18 protein-coding genes are annotated in these 25104 nt (G+C 45.5%); 7 read left to right on the plus strand and 11 right to left on the minus strand.

Going from position 1 to position 25104, the window contains the following annotated elements; all coding sequences use genetic code 11:
* Positions 1-4: 4 nt before the first annotated feature.
* Positions 5-2167 carry a DNA helicase RecQ gene (gene recQ, locus QUF61_RS06165; protein WP_289680982.1) on the plus strand — a complete coding sequence of 721 codons (2163 nt, stop codon included), beginning with the start codon at positions 5-7 and terminating at the stop codon, positions 2165-2167.
* Between the two features lie 61 nt (positions 2168-2228).
* Here the strand turns inward: recQ and QUF61_RS06170 are convergent, their stop codons facing one another.
* The 3 genes from QUF61_RS06170 to QUF61_RS06180 form a co-directional block, all read right to left on the minus strand.
* Positions 2229-3992, minus strand: a complete 1764-nt coding sequence (locus tag QUF61_RS06170; RefSeq protein WP_289680983.1) for a mechanosensitive ion channel family protein — start codon at positions 3990-3992, stop codon at positions 2229-2231.
* Positions 3993-4057: 65 nt separating this feature from the next.
* A complete protein-coding gene (gene cls, locus QUF61_RS06175) occupies positions 4058-5506 on the minus strand; it encodes a cardiolipin synthase (protein ID WP_289680984.1) in 1449 nt (482 codons plus the stop codon).
* Positions 5507-5512: 6 nt separating this feature from the next.
* The gene (locus QUF61_RS06180) at positions 5513-6712 is read right to left on the minus strand and encodes a hypothetical protein (protein WP_289680985.1); all 1200 of its coding nucleotides are present in this window, start codon (positions 6710-6712) and stop codon (positions 5513-5515) included.
* A 214-nt stretch (positions 6713-6926) separates the two neighbouring features.
* On the opposite strand from QUF61_RS06180, the gene nagZ reads away from it, so the two are divergent.
* Positions 6927-8000, plus strand: a complete 1074-nt coding sequence (gene nagZ, locus QUF61_RS06185; protein ID WP_103919626.1) for a beta-N-acetylhexosaminidase — start codon at positions 6927-6929, stop codon at positions 7998-8000.
* Positions 8001-8085: 85 nt separating this feature from the next.
* On the opposite strand, the gene QUF61_RS06190 is transcribed toward nagZ, so the two are convergent.
* The 3 genes from QUF61_RS06190 to QUF61_RS06200 form a co-directional block, all read right to left on the minus strand.
* Entirely contained in the window at positions 8086-10842 is a 2757-nt protein-coding gene (locus QUF61_RS06190) for a cation-translocating P-type ATPase (protein WP_289680986.1), read from the minus strand.
* Positions 10843-11025: 183 nt separating this feature from the next.
* Positions 11026-11961, minus strand: coding sequence for an NAD-dependent epimerase/dehydratase family protein (locus QUF61_RS06195; RefSeq protein ID WP_289680987.1), 936 nt, complete (start codon positions 11959-11961; stop codon positions 11026-11028).
* Positions 11962-11972: 11 nt separating this feature from the next.
* The gene (locus QUF61_RS06200) at positions 11973-12956 is read right to left on the minus strand and encodes a malate dehydrogenase (RefSeq protein WP_289680988.1); all 984 of its coding nucleotides are present in this window, start codon (positions 12954-12956) and stop codon (positions 11973-11975) included.
* A gap of 308 nt (positions 12957-13264) precedes the next feature.
* Between QUF61_RS06200 and fusA the strand changes: the two genes are divergently transcribed.
* Complete coding sequence (gene fusA, locus QUF61_RS06205; RefSeq protein ID WP_289680989.1) at positions 13265-15310, plus strand: elongation factor G; 2046 nt, start codon at positions 13265-13267, stop codon at positions 15308-15310.
* 71 nt (positions 15311-15381) lie between these two features.
* Here fusA and QUF61_RS06210 read toward each other — a convergent pair whose 3' ends face one another.
* The 5 genes from QUF61_RS06210 to QUF61_RS06230 all read right to left on the minus strand — a co-directional run bounded on the left by QUF61_RS06210 (position 15382) and on the right by QUF61_RS06230 (position 21828).
* Entirely contained in the window at positions 15382-16587 is a 1206-nt protein-coding gene (locus tag QUF61_RS06210) for a TonB-dependent receptor (RefSeq protein WP_289680991.1), read from the minus strand.
* A 1-nt stretch (position 16588) separates the two neighbouring features.
* The gene (locus QUF61_RS06215) at positions 16589-17377 is read right to left on the minus strand and encodes an outer membrane lipoprotein-sorting protein (RefSeq protein WP_103919613.1); all 789 of its coding nucleotides are present in this window, start codon (positions 17375-17377) and stop codon (positions 16589-16591) included.
* On the minus strand, positions 17377-19728 hold the full coding sequence (locus QUF61_RS06220) for an efflux RND transporter permease subunit (RefSeq protein ID WP_289680992.1): 2352 nt from the start codon (positions 19726-19728) through the stop codon (positions 17377-17379). Before QUF61_RS06220 ends, QUF61_RS06215 begins: the two co-directional genes overlap by 1 nt.
* 169 nt (positions 19729-19897) lie before the next feature.
* The gene (locus tag QUF61_RS06225; protein WP_289680993.1) at positions 19898-20629 is read right to left on the minus strand and encodes a TetR/AcrR family transcriptional regulator; all 732 of its coding nucleotides are present in this window, start codon (positions 20627-20629) and stop codon (positions 19898-19900) included.
* 83 nt (positions 20630-20712) lie between these two features.
* Complete coding sequence (locus QUF61_RS06230) at positions 20713-21828, minus strand: metallophosphoesterase (RefSeq protein ID WP_289680994.1); 1116 nt, start codon at positions 21826-21828, stop codon at positions 20713-20715.
* Between the two features lie 224 nt (positions 21829-22052).
* Between QUF61_RS06230 and QUF61_RS06235 the strand changes: the two genes are divergently transcribed.
* From QUF61_RS06235 to QUF61_RS06250, 4 genes are read left to right on the plus strand one after another with little or no spacing between them, the layout of a single operon-like run.
* A complete protein-coding gene (locus tag QUF61_RS06235; protein WP_103919617.1) occupies positions 22053-22673 on the plus strand; it encodes an L-threonylcarbamoyladenylate synthase in 621 nt (206 codons plus the stop codon).
* Between the two features lie 12 nt (positions 22674-22685).
* Positions 22686-23345 (plus strand): site-2 protease family protein, encoded by a 660-nt coding sequence (locus QUF61_RS06240; RefSeq protein ID WP_103919618.1) that lies wholly within the window; start codon positions 22686-22688, stop codon positions 23343-23345.
* Positions 23346-23371: 26 nt separating this feature from the next.
* Positions 23372-24583, plus strand: coding sequence for a tryptophan--tRNA ligase (locus tag QUF61_RS06245; protein ID WP_289680995.1), 1212 nt, complete (start codon positions 23372-23374; stop codon positions 24581-24583).
* Positions 24584-25090 (plus strand): O-acetyl-ADP-ribose deacetylase, encoded by a 507-nt coding sequence (locus QUF61_RS06250; RefSeq protein ID WP_103919620.1) that lies wholly within the window; start codon positions 24584-24586, stop codon positions 25088-25090. It begins immediately after the preceding gene.
* The last annotated feature ends 14 nt before the right edge of the window (positions 25091-25104 follow it).

The raw sequence follows: 25104 nt of genomic DNA on the forward strand, positions 1-25104 counted from the left end.
GTTTATGACCCAAACGCCACTTTCCCTGCTCAATCAAATTTTTGGTTATCATCAGTTTCGTGGTGATCAGGCAGAAATTATCGATCATATTATTAGCGGTAATGATGCGCTGGTTTTAATGCCTACCGGTGGCGGTAAATCTCTGTGTTATCAACTACCCGCACTGTTACGCCCCGGTATTGCCATTGTGATTTCCCCCTTGATTGCATTAATGCAGGATCAAGTAACGGCCTTATTGCAGTTGGGCATACGCGCAGCCTGCCTGAATTCCTCATTAAACTATGAAGAAACCCAGCAAGTCTCGCGGCAACTACGCAGCGGCGAACTGGATTTATTATATATTGCACCAGAGCGTTTAATGACTGAACGCTTCCTGGCTTTTCTTGAGCAAACACAGGTTGCCTTATTTGCCATTGATGAAGCGCATTGCGTTTCACAATGGGGACATGATTTTCGCCCGGAATATGCGCAACTTTCAATTTTGCATGAGCGCTATCCACAAATTCCACGTATTGCCTTAACTGCGACCGCTGATGGCCCGACACGGCGGGAAATCATGACCCGTCTGCAACTGGAAACAGCGCAACACTTTGTTTCCGGCTTTGATCGCCCAAATATCCACTACCGGGTTATTGATAAAAACCAACCACGCCAACAGGCACTGGAATTTATTCGCCAGGAACACCAGGAAGATGCCGGTATTATTTATTGTTTGAGCCGCAAAAAAGTAGATGACACCGCGCTCTGGCTGCAACAGCAAGGCTTAAATGCCCTGCCCTATCACGCAGGAATGCCAGCAGCGACACGTAAACTACACCAGCACCGGTTTATTCATGAAGAAGGCTTGATTATCGTTGCCACCATCGCCTTTGGCATGGGCATTGACAAACCTAATGTACGCTTTGTCATTCATCTGGATTTACCCAAAAGCATAGAAGCCTATTATCAGGAAACCGGACGTGCCGGGCGTGATGGCCTGCCCGCCAACGCCTTGCTGACCTATGGCCCGGAAGATGTGGTGATGCTGCAAAAGTTTATCCACAGCTCCGATGCTGATGAACAACACAAACGTCTGGAACTACATAAACTTGATGCCTTGCTGGGTTTTTGTGAAATGACCACATGCCGCCGCCAAGGTTTGTTGGCATACTTTGAAGATCACCTGCCTGAACCTTGTAATAATTGCGATACCTGCCTGGAACCACCAGAAACCTGGGATGCCACGGAAGCCGCGCAACAGGCATTATCTTGCATTTATCGCACGGGCCAACGTTTTGGCATGAGTTATTTGATTGACGTACTACGTGGTAAAAGCAACGACCGTATCCGCAACTTTGGACATGAGCAACTCAAAGTCTTTGGCATAGGTAAAGAGCGTCCTGCCACGCAATGGCGCAATCTTTACCGGCAATTGGTCGCACAAGGTCTGGCAAGTGTCGATATTGAAGGTTATGGCGGTTTGTTTTTAACCGATGCCGCGCGTCCTATTCTACGCGGTGAAGAAACGCTATTATTGCGCAAACTGCGGCCCACGAAAAAACAAAAAGCCGATAAACGTAAATCTGCCTCTCTGTTTGAAGGTACTGATTTAGTACTTTGGGAACAACTGCGCAGCAAACGCCTGGAACTGGCAAATGCCCAGGATGTCCCACCTTATGTCATTTTTCATGATGCTACGCTGGTGGAAATGGTCTGCCATTGCCCCACTACAGATGCGGAACTGACACAGCTTTCAGGTGTTGGCAGCGCCAAACTGAAACGTTATGGCCCTGCTTTTCTGGAAGTCATAGAAAACCATGTCATTGAACAGGATCTGGATAAATCCAGCTTACCCGCTATACCGGAACCTGAGGCAACAAGCCTGCCTGAAACCATGCAAATCAGCCTGATCAGTTATCAGGAAGGTAACGACATCGAACAAATTGCCCAGATGCGTGACTTAAAATCCAGTACAATTTATGGGCATTTAGCCAGAGCCATAGAACTGGAAAAGCTTAATCTGGAAGAGATTCGGGAAGTCAAAACCGAAGATATTCAAACCATTGAAGCCGCTTTAGCCGATTTACCCAAAACCGAACAAATGGCACTCAAGCCTTTATATCAGCAATTGGAGGAAACCTATTCCTATGGCCTGTTACGTTGTGTCATGGCGGGTTTATTGCGTTGATTTCAACCTGAATTCGCAACCGTTCCAAAGCGTCACTCAAGAGACTGTTTTTCACAAAATATCAACGCTTACCGCGCGTAATATATTCCGCCTGTTGCCGCGCAACATCCTGCGCGTGATTGCTGGAACTACCCGCTGGCAAAAGTTCGTCAATTGGATGATTGGCATTCTCGTCAACTTGTTGCCAGTATAAAGTTTGAGTTGGAAAGGCAAATTCAACCCCCATGCGCTCAGCCAGTTTTAAGGCATCCAGTAAAAATTGATGACGCGCCTGTAATTCCATGCTCCAGGTGGGAACCTCAAAAAAGATATACACCATAATATCCAAAGAAGAAGCGGCATATTCATTAAAATAAATATGGAAATAATCTTTACGGGTGTGCGGATGTTGGCGCACCAGTTCGCGCAGTCCTTCACAATAACCATCAATGCGCTCTGGTGGCGTATCATAAGTCAATGATAAAACCGTTTTTAAGCGCCTATAACGCCGCTGCCCCATATTATCCACTTCAGCGGTAATCATACGGGAGTTGGGCAGGGTAATCACCGAGTTATAAAAGGTACGAATCCGGGTACTGCGAAAACCGATGCTTTCAACCGTGCCTTCAATTTTATCGATGACAATCCAGTCACCCACCAGAAACGGGCGATCTGTCAGTACCGTAACAAAACCAAACAGGTTTTCTACCGCATCTTTTGCCGCCAGGGCAAAGGCCAATCCGCCCAAGCCCAGACCTGCTAAAACACCGCTGATATTCAGGCTCAGGCTGTTGGCAATGAAAATGATACCGGCAACCGTGACAAAAATTTTAAGTACCTGAGTAATCAAAGGCACCAGCATATCATCGAGCAAAGTCTCTGTTTTTAATGCCTGCTCCTGGAAAAATGCGCTGATTAAATCGACCAGACGATAGGCTGTCCAGATACCGGATAATCCCGCCATAAATTTTGCGGCAACCAGTAATACCAGCAATACATCATCGGGTAAACCCAGCAAATTCAGACCCATCCACCAAATGCTCGCCATCATCATCAGGCCCAGAGGACGCAATATGTTGCTGGAAAGCTTTCGATAATAGGGTTTTGCAAATTTTTGCCAGATTTTAACGCTGACTCGCAGCACAAATGCCGCCAGACGATCAGCAACCACCCCCAACAGCACTATCAACAAAATACTCAGCCATTGCCAATACGCTACATCCAGCAAGGTGGGTTTTAACCACTCAGGGACTTTTTGACTAATGCGTAAATGCCAGGGTAGGTGTTCAGGTGCACTGCTGACCAGTGGCGCTACCGATTTATCTGTTTCAGCTTGTGTTTGTTGCTGAGTTTGCAGCGTATTTAAAATGGCTTGTAAGGTATCCAGAGATTCATGCGCAAACAGCCAGCGTCCATCTGTTTGTTTGGCAAAATAGAGCTTGCCTTCAGCGTAGTCATATAAGGTATATTCGCTATCTTTATGCGCTGGGGGCAGGGTTTTGGGTTCCAGATACGGGGTGTTTTCCAGCACCGTCAGCAGCATCCAGGCTAAATCTCGACCGCGTTCTTTACGCACCAGTGTGTTCACCTGGCTTAAATCCAGCGTTTGCTCGGCTTTATCGAGGGCATCTTTATCTCCGGCTTTCAGGGCTTCCATTGCCATGAGAAAGCTGTCCAGGGTTTTTTGTGGGGATTTCAATCCTTCAGGCACGGGGGCAGATACAGATTTTTCAGTACGCACTGTGGTGATAACCGTTTCAGAGGTTCCAATTACCTCTGATTGCCCCTCTTCGGCAACGGCGACAGTGGAAAACATAAGCCAAACTAAGGCAATAAAGTAATACATGTATTTCATAAACCATTTATTAAAAGACCTGCCAGGTTTTTAAAATCTGGAAGGTCTGATGCATGTTACAACAAGGGGGATAAGATACGCCCCAGCCCAATGAACAAAGATGCCTTAAAATCCCACTGAATATCTTGCGGCGACAGAATCCTACAGGAATCTTTTAGCAGATGGTTAAAATCATGCTGTAACTGTTGCGCCAGTCCCTGATTATACAGCAGGGTGCTGAGTTCAAAATTAATCCGAAAACTGCGGATATCCATATTTGCAGATCCCACCATGCCCCAGTTGTCATCTACAATAACCACCTTGGAATGCACCATGCCCCGCTGGTATTCATAAATCTGGATACCGGCATTTAACAAGGTTTGATAATAGCTGCGTCCAGCCCATAAAACGATGGCATGATCGAGTTTATTAGGCAATAACAGGCGCACCCGCACATTGCGATACGCTGCGGCCTCCAAAGCCAGCACCATGCTGGCATCCGGCACAAAATAAGGCGTGGCAATATCGATCTGGTGTTGTGCGGTAGAAATAATTGCCAATAATAAATGGTGCAGGATACGGGTATTCATATCCGGGCCGGAAGGAAATATCTGTACAATCTGATTATCCGACCCTGTTGCTTGCGGCTGTGGTGGAGGAAAATAGCTGGCAGCACTTAAATCCTGATGCTGCGCATAATGCCAGTCTTCAACAAACACATCCTGTAATTCATGCACCGCAGGCCCGGTCAGGCGCAAATGGGTGTCGTGCCAACTCTGATAATGTTTATCCAGACCCACATATTCATTACCGATATTCTGGCTGCCGGTAAAACCGATTAAACCATCAATAATCGCAATTTTACGATGATTACGAAAGTTAACCCGCCAACGCCCACGCCAAGGCACCACCGGCAGAAAATAACTGACCTCCACCCCGCTTTTACGCAGACGATGTAAAAAATGCCGGGACCAACCCCAGGAGCCGATAAAATCCACCAACACACGGCATTCAACCCCCGCTCTGGCTTTTTCCCGCAACAGTTTTGCCAGCTTTTGCCCGGTTTCATCGGCATGAAACGCATAATATTCCAAATGAATATGCTGTTGTGCCTGACTGATAGCCTCACATAATGCCGCCAGTGCCTGTGGCCCATCATGATAAATTTGCACTTGATTATTACAGGTGGGCGGCATTTTATTCAAATGGCTGATAAAGGTGATAAACCCCCGCACCCGCTCCGGCAGCACTTCGCAGGAGGGATGTATATATTGTTGTTGCAGGCGTTGCAGACGTAACTCCAGGGTATCGAGCTGTTTACGTTTTTTATCCCGTCGCTTGCGCATACGCGCCAGCTTTGGCGTACCCAGCAGCAGAAACAAAACCACGCCCAGTATTGGCAACAAAAAAAACAGCATCATCCAACTGAGCATCACCTGCGGCTCGCCAGGATGACGTAAGATATAGATGATGGCAAAAATCACCAACACCACATCAAAACCCAGTACCACTAACAGCCAGTCCATTACTGATTATTCCGCTTGGCGCAACTCCGTGGTGAGTTTTTCAAACTCAGCGCGCATTGCCATATTTTCAAAGGGCACTAACTCCGGCAATTGCAAGTTTGCCAGACTGCTAAATTGCTGGTTACTGGCGCGAATCAAGGTCACCAATTCACCACTGATACGCACAGTCTGATAACGGATTAAGGCCACGTCATAGTCTTTTTTCAAAGCCCCCTGTGCTTTTAACACCTGATTGGCCTGCCGGGTCAATTGCTGGCGATATAAATTCAAAGTATTACTGGTCAATTTCTGCGCCTGAATACTGATTTGTAAATTACTGCGGCGCAAGGCGTCGGTTTCCCGCATCAACATATTCTGGGTTTTTTGTTGCAAACGCTGATTATCCGCACGAATTTTTTCCAGTTTGGGTAAATAATTTTGCACAATACGATCTATAAAATTCTGCTGCATGGTAATCACCACCTCCAACAACACCGCATACATGCCATAATGTTTACGCGCAAATTCCAGGTCTTCACCGTTATCAATCATCAATTGTGCCAGATGGTTGCTGATTTGTTTGACATTATCAAACACCACACTCATTGCAATCACATCATCCCCCACCACGCTGGTCATCAACACATCTAACTGCGCCTCGCTTAAATACACGCCGGTTTTTTGCATGTGCTGGGCAATATTGGCTTTGTGTTGTTTAATTTGTGTTTTATTTTCCGCAATATCGCCTTTTAAGTCAGCTATTTTGTCATCGTAACTTTTTGCCTTGCCCGGACGGCTGATTTTTTTGGTTTGATATTCCGCCATTTGCCGACGTTTCTGACTAATCGTATTTTCCAGGTTTTTAATCGCCTGCACATCCTCCGACACGGCTGACAAGCCCAGAATTTTGACAGCCTCCTGCAATAAAGCATCAATTTCTTTCTGATGCGATTTTTGATCCTCGCCAAACCATTTTGATTCTGGTAAATCCTTATGCCGCTCTTTTTCTGCCAGCAAATCATCCAGCCTGGGGTAGGCTTCCTCCCACACCTTGGCAAACTGCTCCTGCGGATTAAGATTACTGCCCGTCATATCATCCACAAAATCACCTGTTGCGGTCATGATTTGATCCAATAAACCCGGATCGCTGCTACCAGATTTACTGGGTGATGCTGCGCAGGCTTGCAAACTGAAGCAAATAAAAATAAAAAACCATATGTGTTTCATTAAGTTATTTCCTGTTCCATTAAAGAATATATCATTAAACTTGTCTTTTACTTCTTCTTCCGCCTTGCAGACTGAATGCTACTTCGTACTCAATCAGGCACATAAGCTGGAATAAAGTAGCCTGAAATAGCATAGCGTATTCCACCTAAGTATTTGATAATATTTGAATTACAGTTATACTTGTTTTTTTATTAAAAAAACAACGGATTTTATCATGCATATTGGCCCTTTTATGATTGATTTTACCGGTACACAATTGACCGATGCCGATCGTAAACTGTTATTACACCCTTTGGTGGGGGGGGTTATTTTATTCAGCCGCAATTATGAGTCACCGCAACAGCTTACAGCTTTAACCAGCGAAATTCACGCGTTGCGCAAACCGCCGCTATTGATTGCCGTGGATCATGAAGGTGGGCGGGTGCAGCGTTTTCGTGAACATTTTGTACACATTCCTGCCGCGCAGACTTTTGGTTTATTGTATAAAAAAGACCCAAAATCTGCACTGGAAAAAGTACAGCAGGCAGGCTGGCTGCTGGCTGCTGAACTCCGTGCTGTCGGGGTGGATTTCAGCTTTGCCCCGGTATTGGATCTTAATAACCCCATCAGCAGCGTTATTAATGACCGCGCTTATCATCACCACCCGGAAGTCGTGGCTAAACTCGCGCGCGCCGCAATGAAGGGCATGAAACAAGCGGGCATGATTGCGGTGGGCAAGCATTTTCCAGGGCATGGCTCGGTGGCAGCGGATTCTCACCACAGCCTGCCGGTGGATACACGCCCGGAAGCCGATATTCGCAGCGCAGACTGGGTGGCTTTTGAGCGTATGATTAATTACGGCTTGCCTGCCTTGATGCCAGCCCATATTGTTTATTCTGCCGTCGATACATATCCTGCCGGGTTTTCAGCACAATGGTTGCAGATCCGCCTGCGTAAAGAACTGGGTTTTCAAGGCGCGATCTTCAGTGATGATCTGAATATGGCAGGTGCAAATGTTGCTGGCACACCATTACAGCGTGCGCAACAAGCACTTGGCGCAGGTTGTGATATGGCCTTGATTTGTAACAACCGCCCTGCGGTACTGGAAGTATTAGCGCAGTTTGGTGAATATACCGCACCCGCTTCACAATTACGTTTATCGCGTTTACACGGCTTTGCTGATGAGAATAACAAGATTCGGGATTGGCAGAGTTTACACCAAAGCCAAGACTGGCAGCTTGCCAATCAAGTCATGCAGCTTTTAGAAACAGAACCTGAATTAAATTTGGGAGATGATGGTTTATCTTAAGGAGTGAGGATGAAATAAATGCAGAAACTGGGCGCAGGATTTTTGTTCATTTTCAAGGCGTGAAAACAGATAAAAATCCTGCACGCTATGGGGGTGTTATTTCTTGCGAGTTACCTAACCACTTATTGCGCAGATACTTATCAAGCTCCAGTACGATAAAACCAGGGAGTAAGCAAGGCAGGATCACCCCCCACCATTCCAGTGGAAATTCAGCCGTTCTGAAAATAGCATTTAGTGCCGGTGTGTAGGTCAAATGATAATGTGTGAACAAACTGAATAAAGCACCTGCGAGCAGCCAGCGGTTACCAAAAGGACTGAAACTGAAAGCTGAGCGTCTGGTAGAACGCGCACTCATCACAAAACCTAAATGCACCAGCAATACTGCCCAGAATGCTGCCGTTTGCGCCTGGGTTAGTAATAGCGGATTAATCACCACGCCATCAACAACGGCGGCAGCGCCAAAGTAATAATACACATAAAAACTGGGCAGGGAAATTGCCAGACCAATCAACAGGACACGTTGGAAAAATAAGCGGTTAGCAATTTTTTCTGCGGCATCTCTGGGCGGGTCAGTAAGTAAATGCGAGGACTTGACTTCCATCATCAACGGTATGGTCAGAAATACGGAATCAAACAAGTTAATCCACAGAATTTGTACCGGTTCCAGCGGCAGGCGCGCGCCAAACAAGGGAATAAAGGGGGCCAGCAAAATTGCGCCCATCACCAGCAAGGCTTGACCGCCATTGGTGGGCAATGTGTATAAAATGGCTTTTTCCAGGTTATGCCAGGCATGACGGCCTTCTTCTACAGCGCCGACGATGCTGGCAAAATTATCATCTGTCAGTACCATGCTGGCGGCTTCCTTACTGACTTCGGTGCCGGTAATACCCATAGCAATACCGATATCAGCCGCTTTTAAGGCAGGCGCGTCATTGACCCCATCGCCGGTAATCGCAGTGACATGACCGTGGCGTTGTAGTTGTTGCACCACGCGCAGCTTATGCTCCGGCGCAACACGGGCATAAACAGATACATCTTCAACAACATCATATAAGTCATCATCAGACATTTTTGCCAGTTGTTCGCCAATCAGCAGATTTTGTTGTTGATTATCTATAATCCCCAAAGTCCGGGCGACAGCTTGCGCTGTCAAGCGGTGATCACCGGTAATCATAAGCGTGCGGATACCGGATGTTTTACATTTTTTTACGGCAGCAATCGCTTCTTCTCTGGGGGGATCGATCATGCCTTGCAAACCGAGGAAACAACAGGAATGGATATCATCTTCAGTTAAGTTGGTGTGGGTTTTTGGGACGGATTTCTGCGCCATTGCCAACACCCGCAAGGCATTATCCGCCATCATCTCAACCTGATTTAAAATCGTTTGCCTGGAGAAAGCCGTATCAGATGTCTGGCTGTATTGACTGTTGCAAAGTTCCAGAATAACTTCCGGCGAGCCTTTAATATAGATAATATTTTCGTTTTCACCTTCGCCTGCGTGCAGCGTAGCCATATACATGCGTTCAGATTCAAAAGGAATTTCATCCAGAACTAATTGCAGGGGGGGCTTCTGAACGGCATTTTTTTTGGCTGAAACAATCAGTGCACCTTCTGTGGGATCGCCAATAATATGATAAACCCCATCGGTTTGATGCAAGGTCGCGTTATTACAATAGAGACCCGCAGTCAGCGTATGCTGCACGGGTGCAGGCAGGCTGTCCAGTATTTGTCCATCACGCTGGATGTGACCAACCGGTTCATAACCAACGCCACTGAGTTCATAATGTACGTTATCGGCATATACATCGACCACGGTCATTTCGTTACGGGTCAGGGTACCGGTTTTATCAGAGCAAATCACGGTGGTACAACCCAGCGTTTCAGCAGCGGGCAAGCGTCGAATTAAAGCATTGCGCTTTGCCATAACCGAAGCTGCCAAAGCCAGAATTGCCGTGACTATCATCGGCAGCATTTCCGGGATTGCCGCAACAATCAGCGATACCGAAGCTAAAAAGCTATAAACCAGCGAATAACCAATCATGCCGCCGAGCATAAAGTTCAATAAGCCCAGCGCCAGAATGAGAATAATCAAAGTGCGGGTAAACTCGGTGATTTTCTTTTGCAGCGGGGTAAGTGCTTGCCGGGTATGCGACATCATTGCCGCAATTTTGCCAAATTCAGTATATTTTCCCGTACTGACCACCACCGCCTTAGCAGAACCGCTGAGTAAAAAAGTCCCGCTAAAAGCGATACAGCTTTGATCGCCGGGAGGTAAGTCAGGATTGGACAATGTTGCAGTATTTTTGTTTACCGGCAAAGACTCGCCGGTTAAAGCCGCTTCATCTACGGTCATGTCTTTACAGCGGAGCAGGCGCACATCCGCAGGCACCTTATCGCCACCTTGCAAAATCACCACATCACCCGGTACCACTTCCCGCGTGGCAATGGTTTTTTCCTCGTTATCACGCAGTGCCACCGTTTCGGAAACCATCATGTTTTGCAAGGCCAGTAATGCGCTTTCGGCTTTGCCTTCCTGGAAAAAACCTAAAATGGCATTTAAGATCACCACGCAGAGGATCACCAAGGTATCAGCAAACATGTCCTTGTTGCCACTAAAACTTAAAATGGCTGTGGTGGTTGCGGCAAGCAACAGAATATAAACCAGTGGATTATGGAACTGGCTGAGAAACCGCATCCATGCGCTACGGCGTTTAAAGGATAGCTCGTTATAACCGTAATGCTGCAAACGCTTTTGTGCTTCTTTACTGCTTAGTCCACTTTCTTGACAGGACAAAGCCGCAAAACTTTCTTCAATATTGAGTTGATACCATTTTTTATTCATGGCTTGAAACCAGGGTTTGAAATAGGCGATATCAGATTTTTATGACACGCCTTAAAAATTAGAAAATTCTAATTTTTAAATGTAGTCCATAAATAGACTATTGTATATAAGCGAGTACATCAGCCAGTAAACTTTACTAAGGAGTGAGAATTTTATAATTCCCAAAACCAAGCTGGCCTTTTTCTAAAGGCTGCGAATATAAGTTTCCAAACCCTGTTGCATGGAATAGTCTGCCTGCCAGTTAAATTCCTGGGTAATTTTTTGTATATTGGCGCAGGAATGGCGAATATCCCCGGTTTTTGCCGCTTGATAAGTAATTTTTGATGCACTTTTTCCGGTGATGGTTTGCAGCATTTGCAACAGGGTATTGATACTGAGCACTTGTTGCCTGCCAACATTGAAGACCTGCGCCCCTGTCGCCAGCGTCAAGGCTTTAAGATTGGCAGCCACCACATCCTGCACATAGATGAAGTCCCGGGTTTGCTCGCCATCGCCATAAATCACAATATCCTGTTGTGCTTGCAAGCGTTCCAGAAAAATGGAAATCACGCCGGAATAAGGCGAACTGGGGTCCTGGCGCGGCCCGTACACATTAAAATAACGCAACCCCACAGAATGAATGCCATAAAGCTGCGCATATAATGTGGCCAGTTGCTCGGCATAATACTTATCCAGCGCATAAGGACTGAGTGGTTGGCAAGTTGTGGTTTCAGGCAAAGGCAATTCCTGGTTATCGCCATAAACGGCTGCGGAGCTGGCATAAATTACGGTTTTTACACCCTGCTGCCGCGCGGCTTCAAACACATTAAACACGCCCTGGGCATTATTTTGAAAACTGGCGGCAGGCTGTTGGATGGACAAGGGTACTGAAACCAGCGCGGCTTCATGATAAATCGCGCAGGCTCCCTGACTGGCAGCCAATACTGTTGCCAAATCACCCACATCACCTTCAATGAGTTCAAACTGTTCCAATGCCTGTAATGTTTTAAGGTTTTCCCTATGCCCAGTGACAAAGTTATCCAGTACACGTACCGCATAACCTGCCGCAATCAGCGATTCTGATATATGTGAGCCAATAAAACCTGCGCCACCCGTCACCAGAATAAGATTTTTTGCCATTATTAATATCCTTATAAACCCAATATTTGCGCAACTGCTTGCTGTTCTGCAACAATTTCCGCCACTGTTTTATCCAAAGCCTCACGACTGAAAGTATTCAGTTCCAAATCCCGCACAATGTCATAATCCCCATTTTCACAAACAACCGGCACCCCACACACCAGCCCTTTGGGAATATCGTAACAACCATCACTGCATACTGCCATGCTGACCCATTCGCTGTTACTGCCTAAAACCCAGTCACGCATGTGTGACAATGCGGCATAAGCAGCAGAAGCCGCGCTGGAAGTGCCGCGCGCCTTAATGATTTGTGCGCCACGTTGCTGCAAAACTGGCAAAAATTCATTCACCATCCAGTCATGTTCCTGCGGGGTTTCAATACAACGCTTATCATCAATTAAGGCATGGCTGATGTCAGGGTATTGCGTTGCAGAATGATTGCCCCATACGGCAACCTGATGAATTCGCTTTAAATCAATCTGTTGGTGGCTGGCAAATTGTGAGATTAAACGATGATGATCCAGGCGCATCATGCCACTAAATTGTTTACTATCCAAATCCGGCGCATATTGTCGGGTAATCCAGGTATTACTATTCATGGGATTACCGACAACCAGCACTTTTACATGTCTTTGCGCCTGCTCGTTTAAGGCGCGCCCTTGCTGCTGGAAAATGCTCGCATTTATCGCCAGCAGATCAGCGCGCTCCATACCAGGGCCGCGTGGCTTGGCACCAATCAGAAAGGCATAATTCACATCCCGGAAAGCCTGCGTGGTGTCATCGGTTGCAACAATATCCTGCAATAGAGGATAAGCGCAGTCTTCCAGCTCCATCACCACGCCCTGCAAAGCGGTCATGGCAGGCGGGATTTCCAGTAAATGCAAAATAACGGGCTGCTTTGGGCCAAACATTTCCCCTGCTGCAATGCGGAAAACCAGGCTGTAAGCAATATGTCCGGCAGCGCCGGTAATAACGATACGTACGGGTTGTTGCATGGTCGCCTCCCCCTATTAATTTTCATATCTGAAAATTAATAGATAATTTTTTTATTTATAACGGGTTCTTTATGACGTTTGCTTCAGAAAGGGCAATACCCCTGAGTGATAAGTATAACGTAGATGAGGGGCAATAAGACAACTGGCATAAGGCGTTGTTATCTGGGCTGGTGTCATCCCTCCCCTCTCAGGTTTATTCCCATTAAGCAAGACATTGACACAAAGTTTGATAAGCCAAACACTTTTATTCATCGCTGGATTCTGCTACTTTGCTATTTTTTTTCGCAAACTTATACCTGGAGTCTGCCATGCCTCATTACAGCCCCGAACAGATCTGCAATATTGCTTTGACTGGACAAAGCGGCGCGGGTAAAACCACGCTGGTTGAACATCTCTTATTTCAAGCGGGTCTTATACCGGATTGTGGTACGGTGGAAAATGGTAATACAGTTTGTGATTTTGAGCCACAGGAAAAAAATTATCAGCATTCCTTAATGGCATCACTTGCCAGCCTGGATCATGAAAATCGCCATATCAATATTATCGACACGCCAGGAATGCCGGATTTAATGGGTCATGCGCAAAGCGTGTTCCCGGCGGTAGAAACCGTTGCGGTGGTCGTGGATGCGGTGAATGGCCCGGATGTGATGACGCGGCGTATGCTGGAGCGCGCCGAGCGTCGCCAGCTTTGCCGGGTGATTATTATTAATAAAATCGATTTGGCTAAAACCGAGCTTGTTAGTCTGGTTGCTAACCTTAAAGAACATTTTGGCGAGGAATGCCTGCCCTTAAATCTACCTGCTGAGGGTGGCAAACAAGTGGTGGATTGCTTCTTTAACCCTGAAGGTGAGTCCGATTTAGGTTCAGTTGCCGACTGGCATGATCAGATTATTGATCAGGTGGTTGAAGTGGATGAAGATTTAATGGCGGTGTATCTGGAGCAAGGCCAGGAACTCAGCCCGGAACAATTACACAATCCGTTTGAAAAAGCCTTGCGTGAAGGCCACTTGATTCCAATTTGCTTTACCTCCGCGCAAACCGGCGTAGGCGTACCTGAATTACTGGATGTGCTGACACGCTTAATGCCTAATCCGCTGGAAGGTAATCCACGCCCATTCCTGAGAGGCGAAGCTGAGGCTGCAATTGCTTTCACTGCCGAGCCAGATGCAACAAAACATGCCCTGGCCCATGTGTTTAAGGTGACTTCAGACCCATTTGTCGGCAAACTGGGTATTTTCCGGGTGCATCAAGGTACGATTACCAAAGACAGTCAGTTGTTTATTGGTGATGCTCGCAAACCCTTTAAGGTGGGGCATTTATTTAAGCTGCAAGGTAAAACCCAGGTGGAAATTTCCAAAGCCATTCCGGGTGATCTCTGCGCGGTGGCGAAAGTGGATGCCCTGCATTTTGACGCAGTGTTACATGATTCGCATGATGAGGATTTTATTCACTTAAAACCATTGGATTTCCCGGTGCCGTTATACGGTCTGGCAATTCATCCCAAGCGTCACGGTGATGAGCAGAAAATCAGCACCATATTACAAAAACTGGAAGAGGAAGATCCCTGCCTCAAGGTGGAACATCGCGTAAACTTGAATGAAACCGTACTGCTGGGCCTGGGTGAACTCCATTTGCGCGTGGTGATAGAGCGTATGCAGCAACAATTTAAGCTGGAAGTGGATACCACGCCGCCCAAAATTGCTTATAAAGAATCCATCAGTCAGGCTGCTGAAGGTCATTATCGTCATAAAAAACAAACCGGTGGCGCGGGACAATTTGGTGAGGTTTTTCTGAAAATAGCGCCCCGGAAACGTGGCAGCGGTTTTTCATTCGTGAATGCTGTGACGGGCGGTGCGATTCCTTCTGGTTTTATTCCCGCCGTTGAAAAAGGCGTGTTGCAGGCGATGGAAAATGGTGCAGTTGCCGGTTATCCCATGCAGGATATTGAAGTTACAGTCTATGATGGCAAACACCATACGGTAGACTCCAAGGAAGTTGCTTTTGTCATGGCGGGTAAAAAAGCATTTTTAGATGCCGTGCAAAAAGCCAAACCGATGGTTTTAGAACCGATGGTGAATTTGGAAGTCACCATTCCAGAAGCGGATATGGGTGCGATTACCGGCGCGCTGGCAGGCAAACGTGGACGCATTTTGGGTAGCGAAATGCGCAGCAGCAACCGGGTGGAAATCAACGCCCTGGTGCCACTCAATGAGTTGGATCATTATGCTACGGAACTGAAATCAGCAACCGGTGGGCATGGCTCTTATACCATGGAATTCAGTCATTATGATCCTGCACCTAATGCCATTCAGGCTAAATTAATGACAGATTACAAACCTCAGAATGAGGAATAGGAAAAACCAGCCAGGTTTCTGGCATTCTAACCCCTTGAAACGGGTGGGTTAGAAAGCCAGACTTACCGGGTTTAAAAGTATTTCTCTAAGGTAAGTTGCAAATGATCATCATTGCTGATTGGGTTAAGCTCATGATCGGAAAACAATCTTAACGCCAGATTAAGTTTCCAGTCGTCTCCTAAACGGCGACTGGCCTCAATTTGAAAGCTACGTAATTCACTATAATCCAGATCTTGCACCAAACCAGCCAAAATTTCTGTACTTTGAGCGTCATTAAAAGCGAAACGCGCCCCCAACATCAGGTCATTCTGAAATTGGCTTAGGCGAGGATCATCTCGCTCATCCCAGGAATATTCCATAATTACCCCCAGATCGGTAACTGAATCCATTACCCCCACAAAGGTATATTCTAAACCACCACTGACAGCGGCAAAGTGGTCAAATTCATCTTTACGATGTAATATTTCCAGCTTCCATAACCAGGCTTCCAATGTGGCCTGAAAATCCAGGCCAAACTGATCGATTTGATCATAGTAAGGGATTAAATTCGATTCTCCCTTTGGGGATTCTCTTAATAAGAATCCGGGATCACGATTGGTTCCCCGAAAATAATAGAGGCCCATATCATAATCATCAAAGGTATAACTCCAGCGCAGTGCAAAATCAATATGCTTTTCTTCTCGGGATGATTCATACTCAGCATGATCGGTATCAATAGGCAAAGGGCCTCTTAAACGACCTTCCGCACCCGAAAAGGTACGTTCCCGAAATCCGGGTAGAATAAAAAAATCTATAATGCCCCAATCACGGATTAAACTCAGGTTAATCATCGCTTGACCCAACTTGGGATCACCGCTGATATCATCAACCTGATCGTCCTGATTAATAATATCTACCAGATGATTAGCCTCATTCACGCCCCAAAATACCTTGCCGATACCGGTTCGCAGTTCCCACTCTGTACCAACATGTAACCACATTAATTCCCGAATATCGAAGTGGGTACGTTCCTTATCATGCTGATCCACCCGTGCATAGGGTTTAAAAATAATACTATCCAGATCATTATTCCAGCTATGATAAAACTCCGGTTCTGCCAATACCGACCATTGCTGCCGATGTTGCTCCGAATACAAGGGTTCATGCTGAAACAGATAAGTCGATATTCCCACTTTAGTACTGACTTCCAGAGCATGGGTAAAGGGTGACAAGACCATGAATGCAATGATGAGGGAAATATTATGGCCTTGTCTAAATGGTTTTATCCAGGCAAACATATCAACGTATCCGTTTGAGTACGTTTTTATTAAAATCTTTAGCGGTTAAACCTACGGAAAATTTATAATCTGACCAGGTCAATTGGGTACTTTTACCCGTTTGGTGATTAAGCATCATATATTGATCCGCACGCCAGTATTTATTTTTATACTGTTGGTATCCCTTAAAGCTCAGAGTTTTTAATAAGCTGCCTTTGCGATCATAATATTCCGTTTTATGAACTCGATATTCCTGATCATCGAGCCAGGAGATAATCTTGGTATAGCCACTATGCTTGTACAGTGGTTTATTTTCTACCTTATAACAATTTAACTCACCACATTTTTCATCGCTAAGATATTTATAACTGTATTTTTCAATTTCAAAGGAGCTTAAGTCCTCATAGGCAAATTCACTGCCCATAAAGGGACCGGATTTATTCTTGGAGCTGATCCGCTTGACCCGTTTCAAAGCTGGCAGGTAGAGCCATTGATCATCATTACCCAGTGAATGGGAGAAGCTTAAAAAAGCCGTGCCTTTTACATCCCGTGGACGGTCAAAAATTGTCAATCCCTTGTCACCGTCATTTTCCATTTCCAAGCTTTTAATCCGAATATTCCGCTGACTCTCCCGACCATTTTTATTGCGCAAAATCATTATCATTTTGGCCTGACTGTCACCCCAGCCCTTATCATGAGCCTTTCGTTGTTTGGCAATTTCCAGTCCTTTGTCCTCTGCATCACCAGCCATTGCCAATGCTGAAAACAATAAGAAAGGTAAGGCAAACTGAGCTGATTGAATTAGTTTCATTATTTGGTCTCCTGTAAAATGGTTTCGTTTAATAGTGGCTGAAATTCATTCGTTTCTTGAGTTTCTTGTGGTTGTTTTTTATCGATTAACATCAATAAAGGGGGCAAAAATAAAAAGTCCACAATTAAGGCAATGGTTATGGTCACGGCGGTTAATAATCCCATATCAGCATTTAAGCGAAAAGTGGATTGTGCCAATACCATAAAACCGAAAGATAATACCAAGGTGGTAATCCAAAGCGCTCTCCCGACACTGGCAAAGGCATAATGTACAGCTTCTACAGCGTCATAGCCTTTATCTCGACGGGCATGTAAGTACTTACTTAAGAAATGTACCGTATCATCAACAATAATTCCCAGCGTCATACCGGCTACTACCGAAAGCGCCAATCCCACCTCACCGACAAAGATACCCCAAATGCCAAAGGCAATACCGGCTGGTGCCAGGTTAGGTAGCAAGCTGATAAAACCAAAACGTGCTGAACGCAAGGCAACGCCTAAAATAGCGGAAATTAAAATGAGTGCTACAGTCGTACCACTTAACATACTGACAATATTGCGCTGACCGATATGGGCAAACATTAAATTGGGACTGGCTGCTTCGAGCGTGTAACCATTGCCATTTTTGGAAAACCATTTGAGAGAACGTCGTTCCATATCCAGCATCTGATTAGAAGTCAGGTTTTTAAAGGTTGCAATCAAGCGGGTTCCTGACTTGTCTACATTAAGCTGGTTATTCAGATCCAGGCCATAGGGTAGAGACATTTCATACAAGAGCAGATACTGTGCTGATAATTCCTGATTTTCCGGTAACTTATAATAAGCCTCATCATCAGCATGCATATTTTTATTTAAGCGTTTAATGGTATCGGTAATGCTTAGCACATGATCCGTCTCAGGTTGTACCCGTAACCAGTTGGCAAAGTTTTCCGTGACTTGCAAAAAGTCCGGTTTATTGACCCCACTGGCTTCACCACTCTTAATGGAATAGGAGATACTGCTTAAACCACGAATATTTTCCTGCATATAATCAGTGGCATCACGAAATGCCACAGTTTTATCAAAATACTCAACAAAGTTATCATTCAAATCATTGCTGGGTACAAAGATAACCAGGGCCATAATAACCGCGCTGCTGATTGGCAATAACTTGATTCGATGCCGGATAACAAAATGGCTCAGCTTTTCCATATAATCTTTTTTGCCTGCTTCATGCGGCTTAACTTTAACAGGAAGCAAACTCAGCATCGCCGGGAACAGACTAATGGATAAGAAAAAGGCCAGCATAACGCCTGTCGCCACCATGTTACCCAAGTCCTGAAATGGCGGTGCATCGGAGAAGTTTAAACTCAAAAAGCCGATAGCCGTGGTTATGCTGGTCAAAAAGATTGGTTGGAAATTGATCTGTAAACTATTTAATAACGCCTCACGTTTAGCCGTGCCACGACGCATCTCATAAAACTGTGAAGTCAGAATATGAATACAATCAGCTACCGCCAGAGTCATGACCATAGTCGGCGTACTGGCTGAGGGACCGGTTAAATACAATCCCGCCCAACCAGCCAATCCCATAGCGCCGACTATAGAGCCAGCAATCACAAATACGGTGGCAATGGTACCGGTGATACTTTTTAAGGTTAGAATCATCATCACAATAATGGCCAAAAACATGACAGGAATCAGATTTTTACCATCATTTAAAGAAGATTCAGCAAAGCTGTTATTCATCATTATGATACCGGACAAATAAATATCCACATCCGGGTATTTAGCATGATATTTGGACTTCATCTCCCGAACAAATTCTACGATTTGCGGCACTTCCGTAGTGGCATCAAGACCGGGCAGTTGTACCGTGGTGGTAATGATAGTGACATGGGCTTGTTTTGATATCAGGCGATTAACTAATAGTGGATCAGTAATGGCAATCTGTTTGATCTCTGCCAATTTTTGTACAGTTTTCTGCGCCTCACTGGAAAGCAAATCCTCAACAATCATATCGTCTTCAACGGCATAGGTGTGTTGAAAATTGCTAATGGAATCTACGCGGGTGGAGAAAGGTATTTGCCAGGATTCCTGAGTAATATCCAGCACCATCTGCATCACTTCTGGCGTAAAAACCTGACCGTTTTTAGGTGCGATAACAAAATCAACGGTATCATTTTTATTATAGGCTTTTTGCATCTCTTCAAAGGCGATCAACTGTGGGTTGGTCTCCCCAAAGAAGACTCTATAATCCCCTTTAAATACCAGCTTTTGCATCCCATAACCAGCAGACATAATAAGTAATAGGCTTAAAATAATAACGATTACCGGTCGATCAACAACAAATTTAAACCATTGTTCTTTCATTTTCTTTCTCCTGCCGGTGGTTTGAATCCGGCATCCCTGATGCTCTACAAAAATTAATAAAATTGACGAATCGTCACTTTATGACGATTCGTCACATAATACGCTAAAAAAACCGACAAAAATAGTCGGCTTACTAAAACAGTATCCAATTAACAGTCAATAATCATGCTTATTGATGATTCAGTTGCTCCATTTCCGGTGCAAAAACTTCATTGTGAATCCGCTCGATGGTATCCAGATAGTCCCATTCACTACTTAAAGGTTTCCATCCTAATCCATCTAGCATCACGCAGATGTTGTACAGCAAAGCTTCTTCCACATCCAGCTTTTTAACAATCTGAGATTCTTCAGCATGCATCATTAAAGCAATCGTTCCAAAAGACGTGGCCCAGTGACTAAATGTCACTGCTTCAATACTACGTGATTTTAAAACATCCAAATCACCGACCTGCTCAGCTTCTCTAACCAGATCGTTTAAGAGTGAAATTAATTGCGTCTCTTTTTCAGTAGAAATTAACTGTCGTTTCTCACTGGATTTTTCTTTCACCGTAGAAGTTTTACAGCTTAATACACACATAAACTGATCTGATTTTAAGCGGGCATTCAACATATAAGCCACATGCATGGCGATCAAGCGTTCCCGGGGATTACCCTTAAATGCCATCGCCCGGGAAAATAAACTATTCAGATCATTTAAACAGCAGATCCCGATAGCACTTAAGACATCCTCTTTACAACTAAAATGGTTATATATGGTTCCCTTGGAGAAATCCGAACGAGCCGTCAGCTTATCCATAGTCAGGCCGACAAAACCCTCTTCATGCATAATATCCAATGCCAGATCGATTAATTCCTGTTCGCGTTCTAAAAAGTTTCGTTCTTTACGTGATAGTGTCTTCATATACCAGAGATCATAACCGAGACTATCAAAATTGACCAGTCATTGAGTCATGGCTAATGGGTGAAGAATTGCTAAGCTTGTTGCTAAGCATGAATAATTATCTGGCTAATCTCACTGGCTGCTAACACGCGCAGCGGTGGCCCCCAGTAGCCCGTACCCCTGCTGACAAAAATCTGCTGCGCTGCATTATGTTGATATAAACCCGCCAGATAAGGTTGGCTTAATAGCACCAATAAACCAAACGGGAAAATCTGCCCACCGTGGGTATGACCACTTAACATCAAGTCACAGCGATAATCTGCCATTTCCAAAATCATTTTAGGCTGATGAGCGAGCACTAAAGTGGGTAAAGTTGTATCAAGTTGTTGATAAGCCTTATCGATATCAGGTGCCAAACGCTCCATACGCTGACCAATGACATCATTAAAACCCACTAAATTAAATGCACCTTTGCGCGTTTGCAAGCTGACGTGGCGGTTATTCAGTACTTGAATCCCCAGTGTCTGCAAATATTCAAGCGTGGCTTCCGGGTCATGAAAATATTCATGATTGCCCAAGACAAAGTAAGTGTCCGCCTGAATGTCTTGTAAGGGTTTTAAGTCCTGCTGGATACGGGTTACGGGTAAATCGGTTAAATCCCCCGTAATAACCACCAAGTCCGGTTGCAGGGCATTCACCCGCTGTACTAAATCACGTACAAAATCCTGTTTAATGGTGCGCCCGACATGCACATCAGAGAGCTGCACCAAGTTAAAACCGGATATGGGAAAATCTTTAATTTTTACCCCGACTGTATTCAGGCGCGGTGGTTTTAAGCCTTGACTCAAACCACGCAGCAAATAAGCAATGGCAGCAATCAACATGGTCATATCAAACAGAATTTTAATCGTTTTACGACGTTCCTGATTAAACGGCACTTTACGCGATACTGTCAGGGTCAAATCATAAGTGATCGCCACCACAAACAACATAAAGCTGATGCCAACAAAAGTACCGTTAACCAGATATAACAAAGTCGAATCCGGTAACACAGCCAGTACAATATCCAGAGCGAATACAATTTCCCCGAACATTAAAACGGCTGGCACCAAACATGCCTGTGGCCAATGCTGGATTTTTTTAAAAAAACGCCAATAAATATAGCCATTGACGATAGCCATCACGCTAATGAAAACTGAAAAAACAATAATTTCACGCATCTTTTTTATATCCTGGCGTTACGCAATGGTTCAGAAGCTGTCAAGGCGCAACAGCCTTGTGCTTACGTCTCATTTCAAAATTGAAATATAGTGATTTCATTATACCGAACATTTTTTTAAGCGGTTTCTAGCGGCAAAAACTATCCGAAGCATTGATAAATACTGAGAATGATTTAAAATGGTTGGTTTACTTTTAATAAATTTTCAAGTATTTCCAGGTATTTATGGCACCCTTATTACATATTCATCCCGATAACCCGCAAGTCCGCCTGGTGCGTCAGGTGGTAGAAGTCATTCGCAGTGGTGGCTTGGTGGTTTATCCTACAGACTCCAGTTATGCGTTGGGTTGTCATATTGGCGATAAAAATGCGATGGAGCGTATTCGCCGCCTGCGCGCCGTTGATAACAGCCATAATTTTACGCTGGTATGTCGTGATTTGTCTGAGCTGTCGTTATATGCCAAGGTGCATAACCAAGCCTTCCGCTTAATGAAATCACTTTCACCGGGGCCTTATACCTTTATTCTCAAAGCCACGCACGAAGTCCCCAAGCGCCTGCAAAACCCCAAGCGCAAAACTATTGGTTTGCGTGTACCCGACAATGCGATTTGTCATGAAATCCTGGCGCAACTTAATGAACCGATTATGAGTTCCACGCTGATTTTACCCGGTAAAGACATGCCGGAAACCGATCCGGAAGAAATTTATGACAAAATTGGCAAACATGTGGATATGATTGTTGACGGTGGCGCTTGCGGTCTGGAAGCCACCACCGTACTGGATTTGCTGGAAGAAACCCCGCAGGTTATGCGCCGTGGTTGCGGCCCTACTGATTTATTTGAATAACTGGACACTTTAATGTTTGAAGATCTCAACACAGCACAGTTGATTGCCATCACTGTGTTGCCGCTGTTATTTGCCATTACCCTGCACGAAGCGGCACATGGCTGGGTTGCCATGAAACTGGGGGATAATACCGCGAAAATGCTGGGGCGCATCACCTTAAATCCGGTGCCGCATATTGATCCCGTAGGCACTATTGCCGTGCCATTGATACTGGTTTTGTTATCCAGTTTATTGGGTAATTTTATGATTTTTGGTTGGGCTAAACCCGTACCGATTACCTGGCGTCATCTGCGCAATCCGCGCCGGGATATCGCTTTGGTTGCCTTGGCTGGCCCCATGGCAAATCTACTCATGGCAATTTTCTGGTTTGCTGTTTTAAAAATCACTTTTGGGCCAACAACGGGATTTACTGCCACTTCTTTTATCCTGATGAGCGCAGCCCTGGGGATATACTTTAACCTGTTGTTGATGATTCTGAATTTATTACCCATATTACCGCTGGACGGGGGGCGTGTTCTTAACAGCCTGCTGCCTTACAAGCTATCCAGAAAATACAGCGAACTGGAGCCTTATGGTTTATTCATTTTACTGGCATTAATGGCAGTGGGCTTATTGCCTTATTTACTGGCTCCAGCACCCTGGCTTTATAACTTATTTATACAGTTTGTATAACACCCGTAATTTTAGAGGAAAAAACTTTGAACCTGACCAATCCACAGCGTGTCTTATCTGGTATGCGCCCCACCGGGCAATTGCATCTGGGACATTTGCACGGTGTCTTAAAGAACTGGGTGCAATTACAGCATGAATATAAATGTTTCTTTTTTGTCGCTGACTGGCACGCGCTGACCACCCACTATGATGATACCAGCGGCATTAATGAAAGCATCTGGGATATGGTCATTGATTGGTTGGCGGCTGGGGTTAATCCTGGCGAAGCCACTTTATTTATCCAGTCACGGGTGCCGGAACATGCGGAATTACATCTGTTATTGTCCATGATTACCCCCTTAAGCTGGCTGGAGCGCGTGCCTTCTTATAAGGATCAGCAAAATAAACTCAGCTCCAAAGACCTGGGTACTTATGGCTTTCTGGGTTATCCGCTGCTGCAAAGCGCGGATATTCTCACCTATCGCGCAGGACTGGTGCCGGTGGGAGAAGATCAGGTAGCGCACGTTGAATTAACCCGTGAAGTGGCAAGGCGGTTTAATTTCGTTTATGGGCGTGAACCGGATTTTGAAGAACGGGTCAAAGTCGCAATTAAAAAAATGGGCAAAAAAAACGCCAAGCTGTATAAAGAACTACGTCGCCGTTATCAAGAGCAAGGGGACAGCGAAGCGCTGCAAACCGCGCGCGCCTTGCTTGAAGGCCAACAGAATATCACTATCGGTGATAAAGAACGCTTGTTTGGCAATCTGGAAGGATCGGGTAAAGTCATTTTACCGGAACCCAATTCACTATTGACCCGTGCCGCTAAAATGCCGGGACTGGATGGACAGAAAATGTCCAAGTCTTATAACAATACTATCGCCCTGCGCTCACCACCGGAAGAAGTGGAAGTTGCATTGCGCACCATGCCCACCGATCCCGCACGGGTGCGCCGCACCGACCCCGGTGAGCCGGAAAAATGCCCGGTCTGGCAAATGCACGAAGTGTATTCCAATGATGAAATCAAAAGCTGGGTGCAGGAAGGCTGTCGCAGCGCGGGTATTGGTTGTATTGACTGTAAGCAGCCAGTGATAGATGCGGTATTAAATGAACTCAATCCCTTGCAGGAGCGCATCAAGGCCTATCAGGAAGATCGCGAAACCGTACACGCCATCATTGCAGAAGGTTGTGAGAGCGCGCGTAATGAAGCCAGGGAAACCCTGGAAGAAGTGCGTCAGGCGATGGGGTTGTTGTATCGTTGAATGAAACAAAATATTGAGATTTTAAACACGGATATTACCCGTTTATCCGTAGATGCCATTGTCAATGCCGCCAATCACTCGCTATTGGGCGGCGGCGGAGTGGATGGCGCGATACACCGCACTGCCGGAGCGCAACTGCTGGAAACCTGTCGCACCTTAAATGGCTGTAACACCGGCTTTGCCAAAATTACCCCCGGCTACCGTTTGCCTGCAAGCTATGTGATTCATACGGTAGGCCCAATCTGGCAAGGTGGTGGACATCAGGAAGCTGAGTTACTGGCATCCTGCTACCAGCATTGTATGCGTCTGGCAAATGAAAATCAGATTCACAGCATTGCTTTTCCAGCTATCAGTTGCGGGGTTTATGGTTATCCGATAGAACAAGCCTGTGAGATTGCATTACGGGAAATATCACGCGCGTTGCAGCAAGAAACCAGCGTGGAACAGGTTATTATGGCTTGTTTTGATGCGCGGGTTGAACAGTGTCTGATTCAGCGTATGACATGAAAAAAATCAATATC

Origin of the sequence: Candidatus Venteria ishoeyi, from assembly GCF_030378065.1 — a bacterium.
Classification (GTDB): Bacteria; Pseudomonadota; Gammaproteobacteria; order Beggiatoales; family Beggiatoaceae; genus Venteria; species Venteria ishoeyi.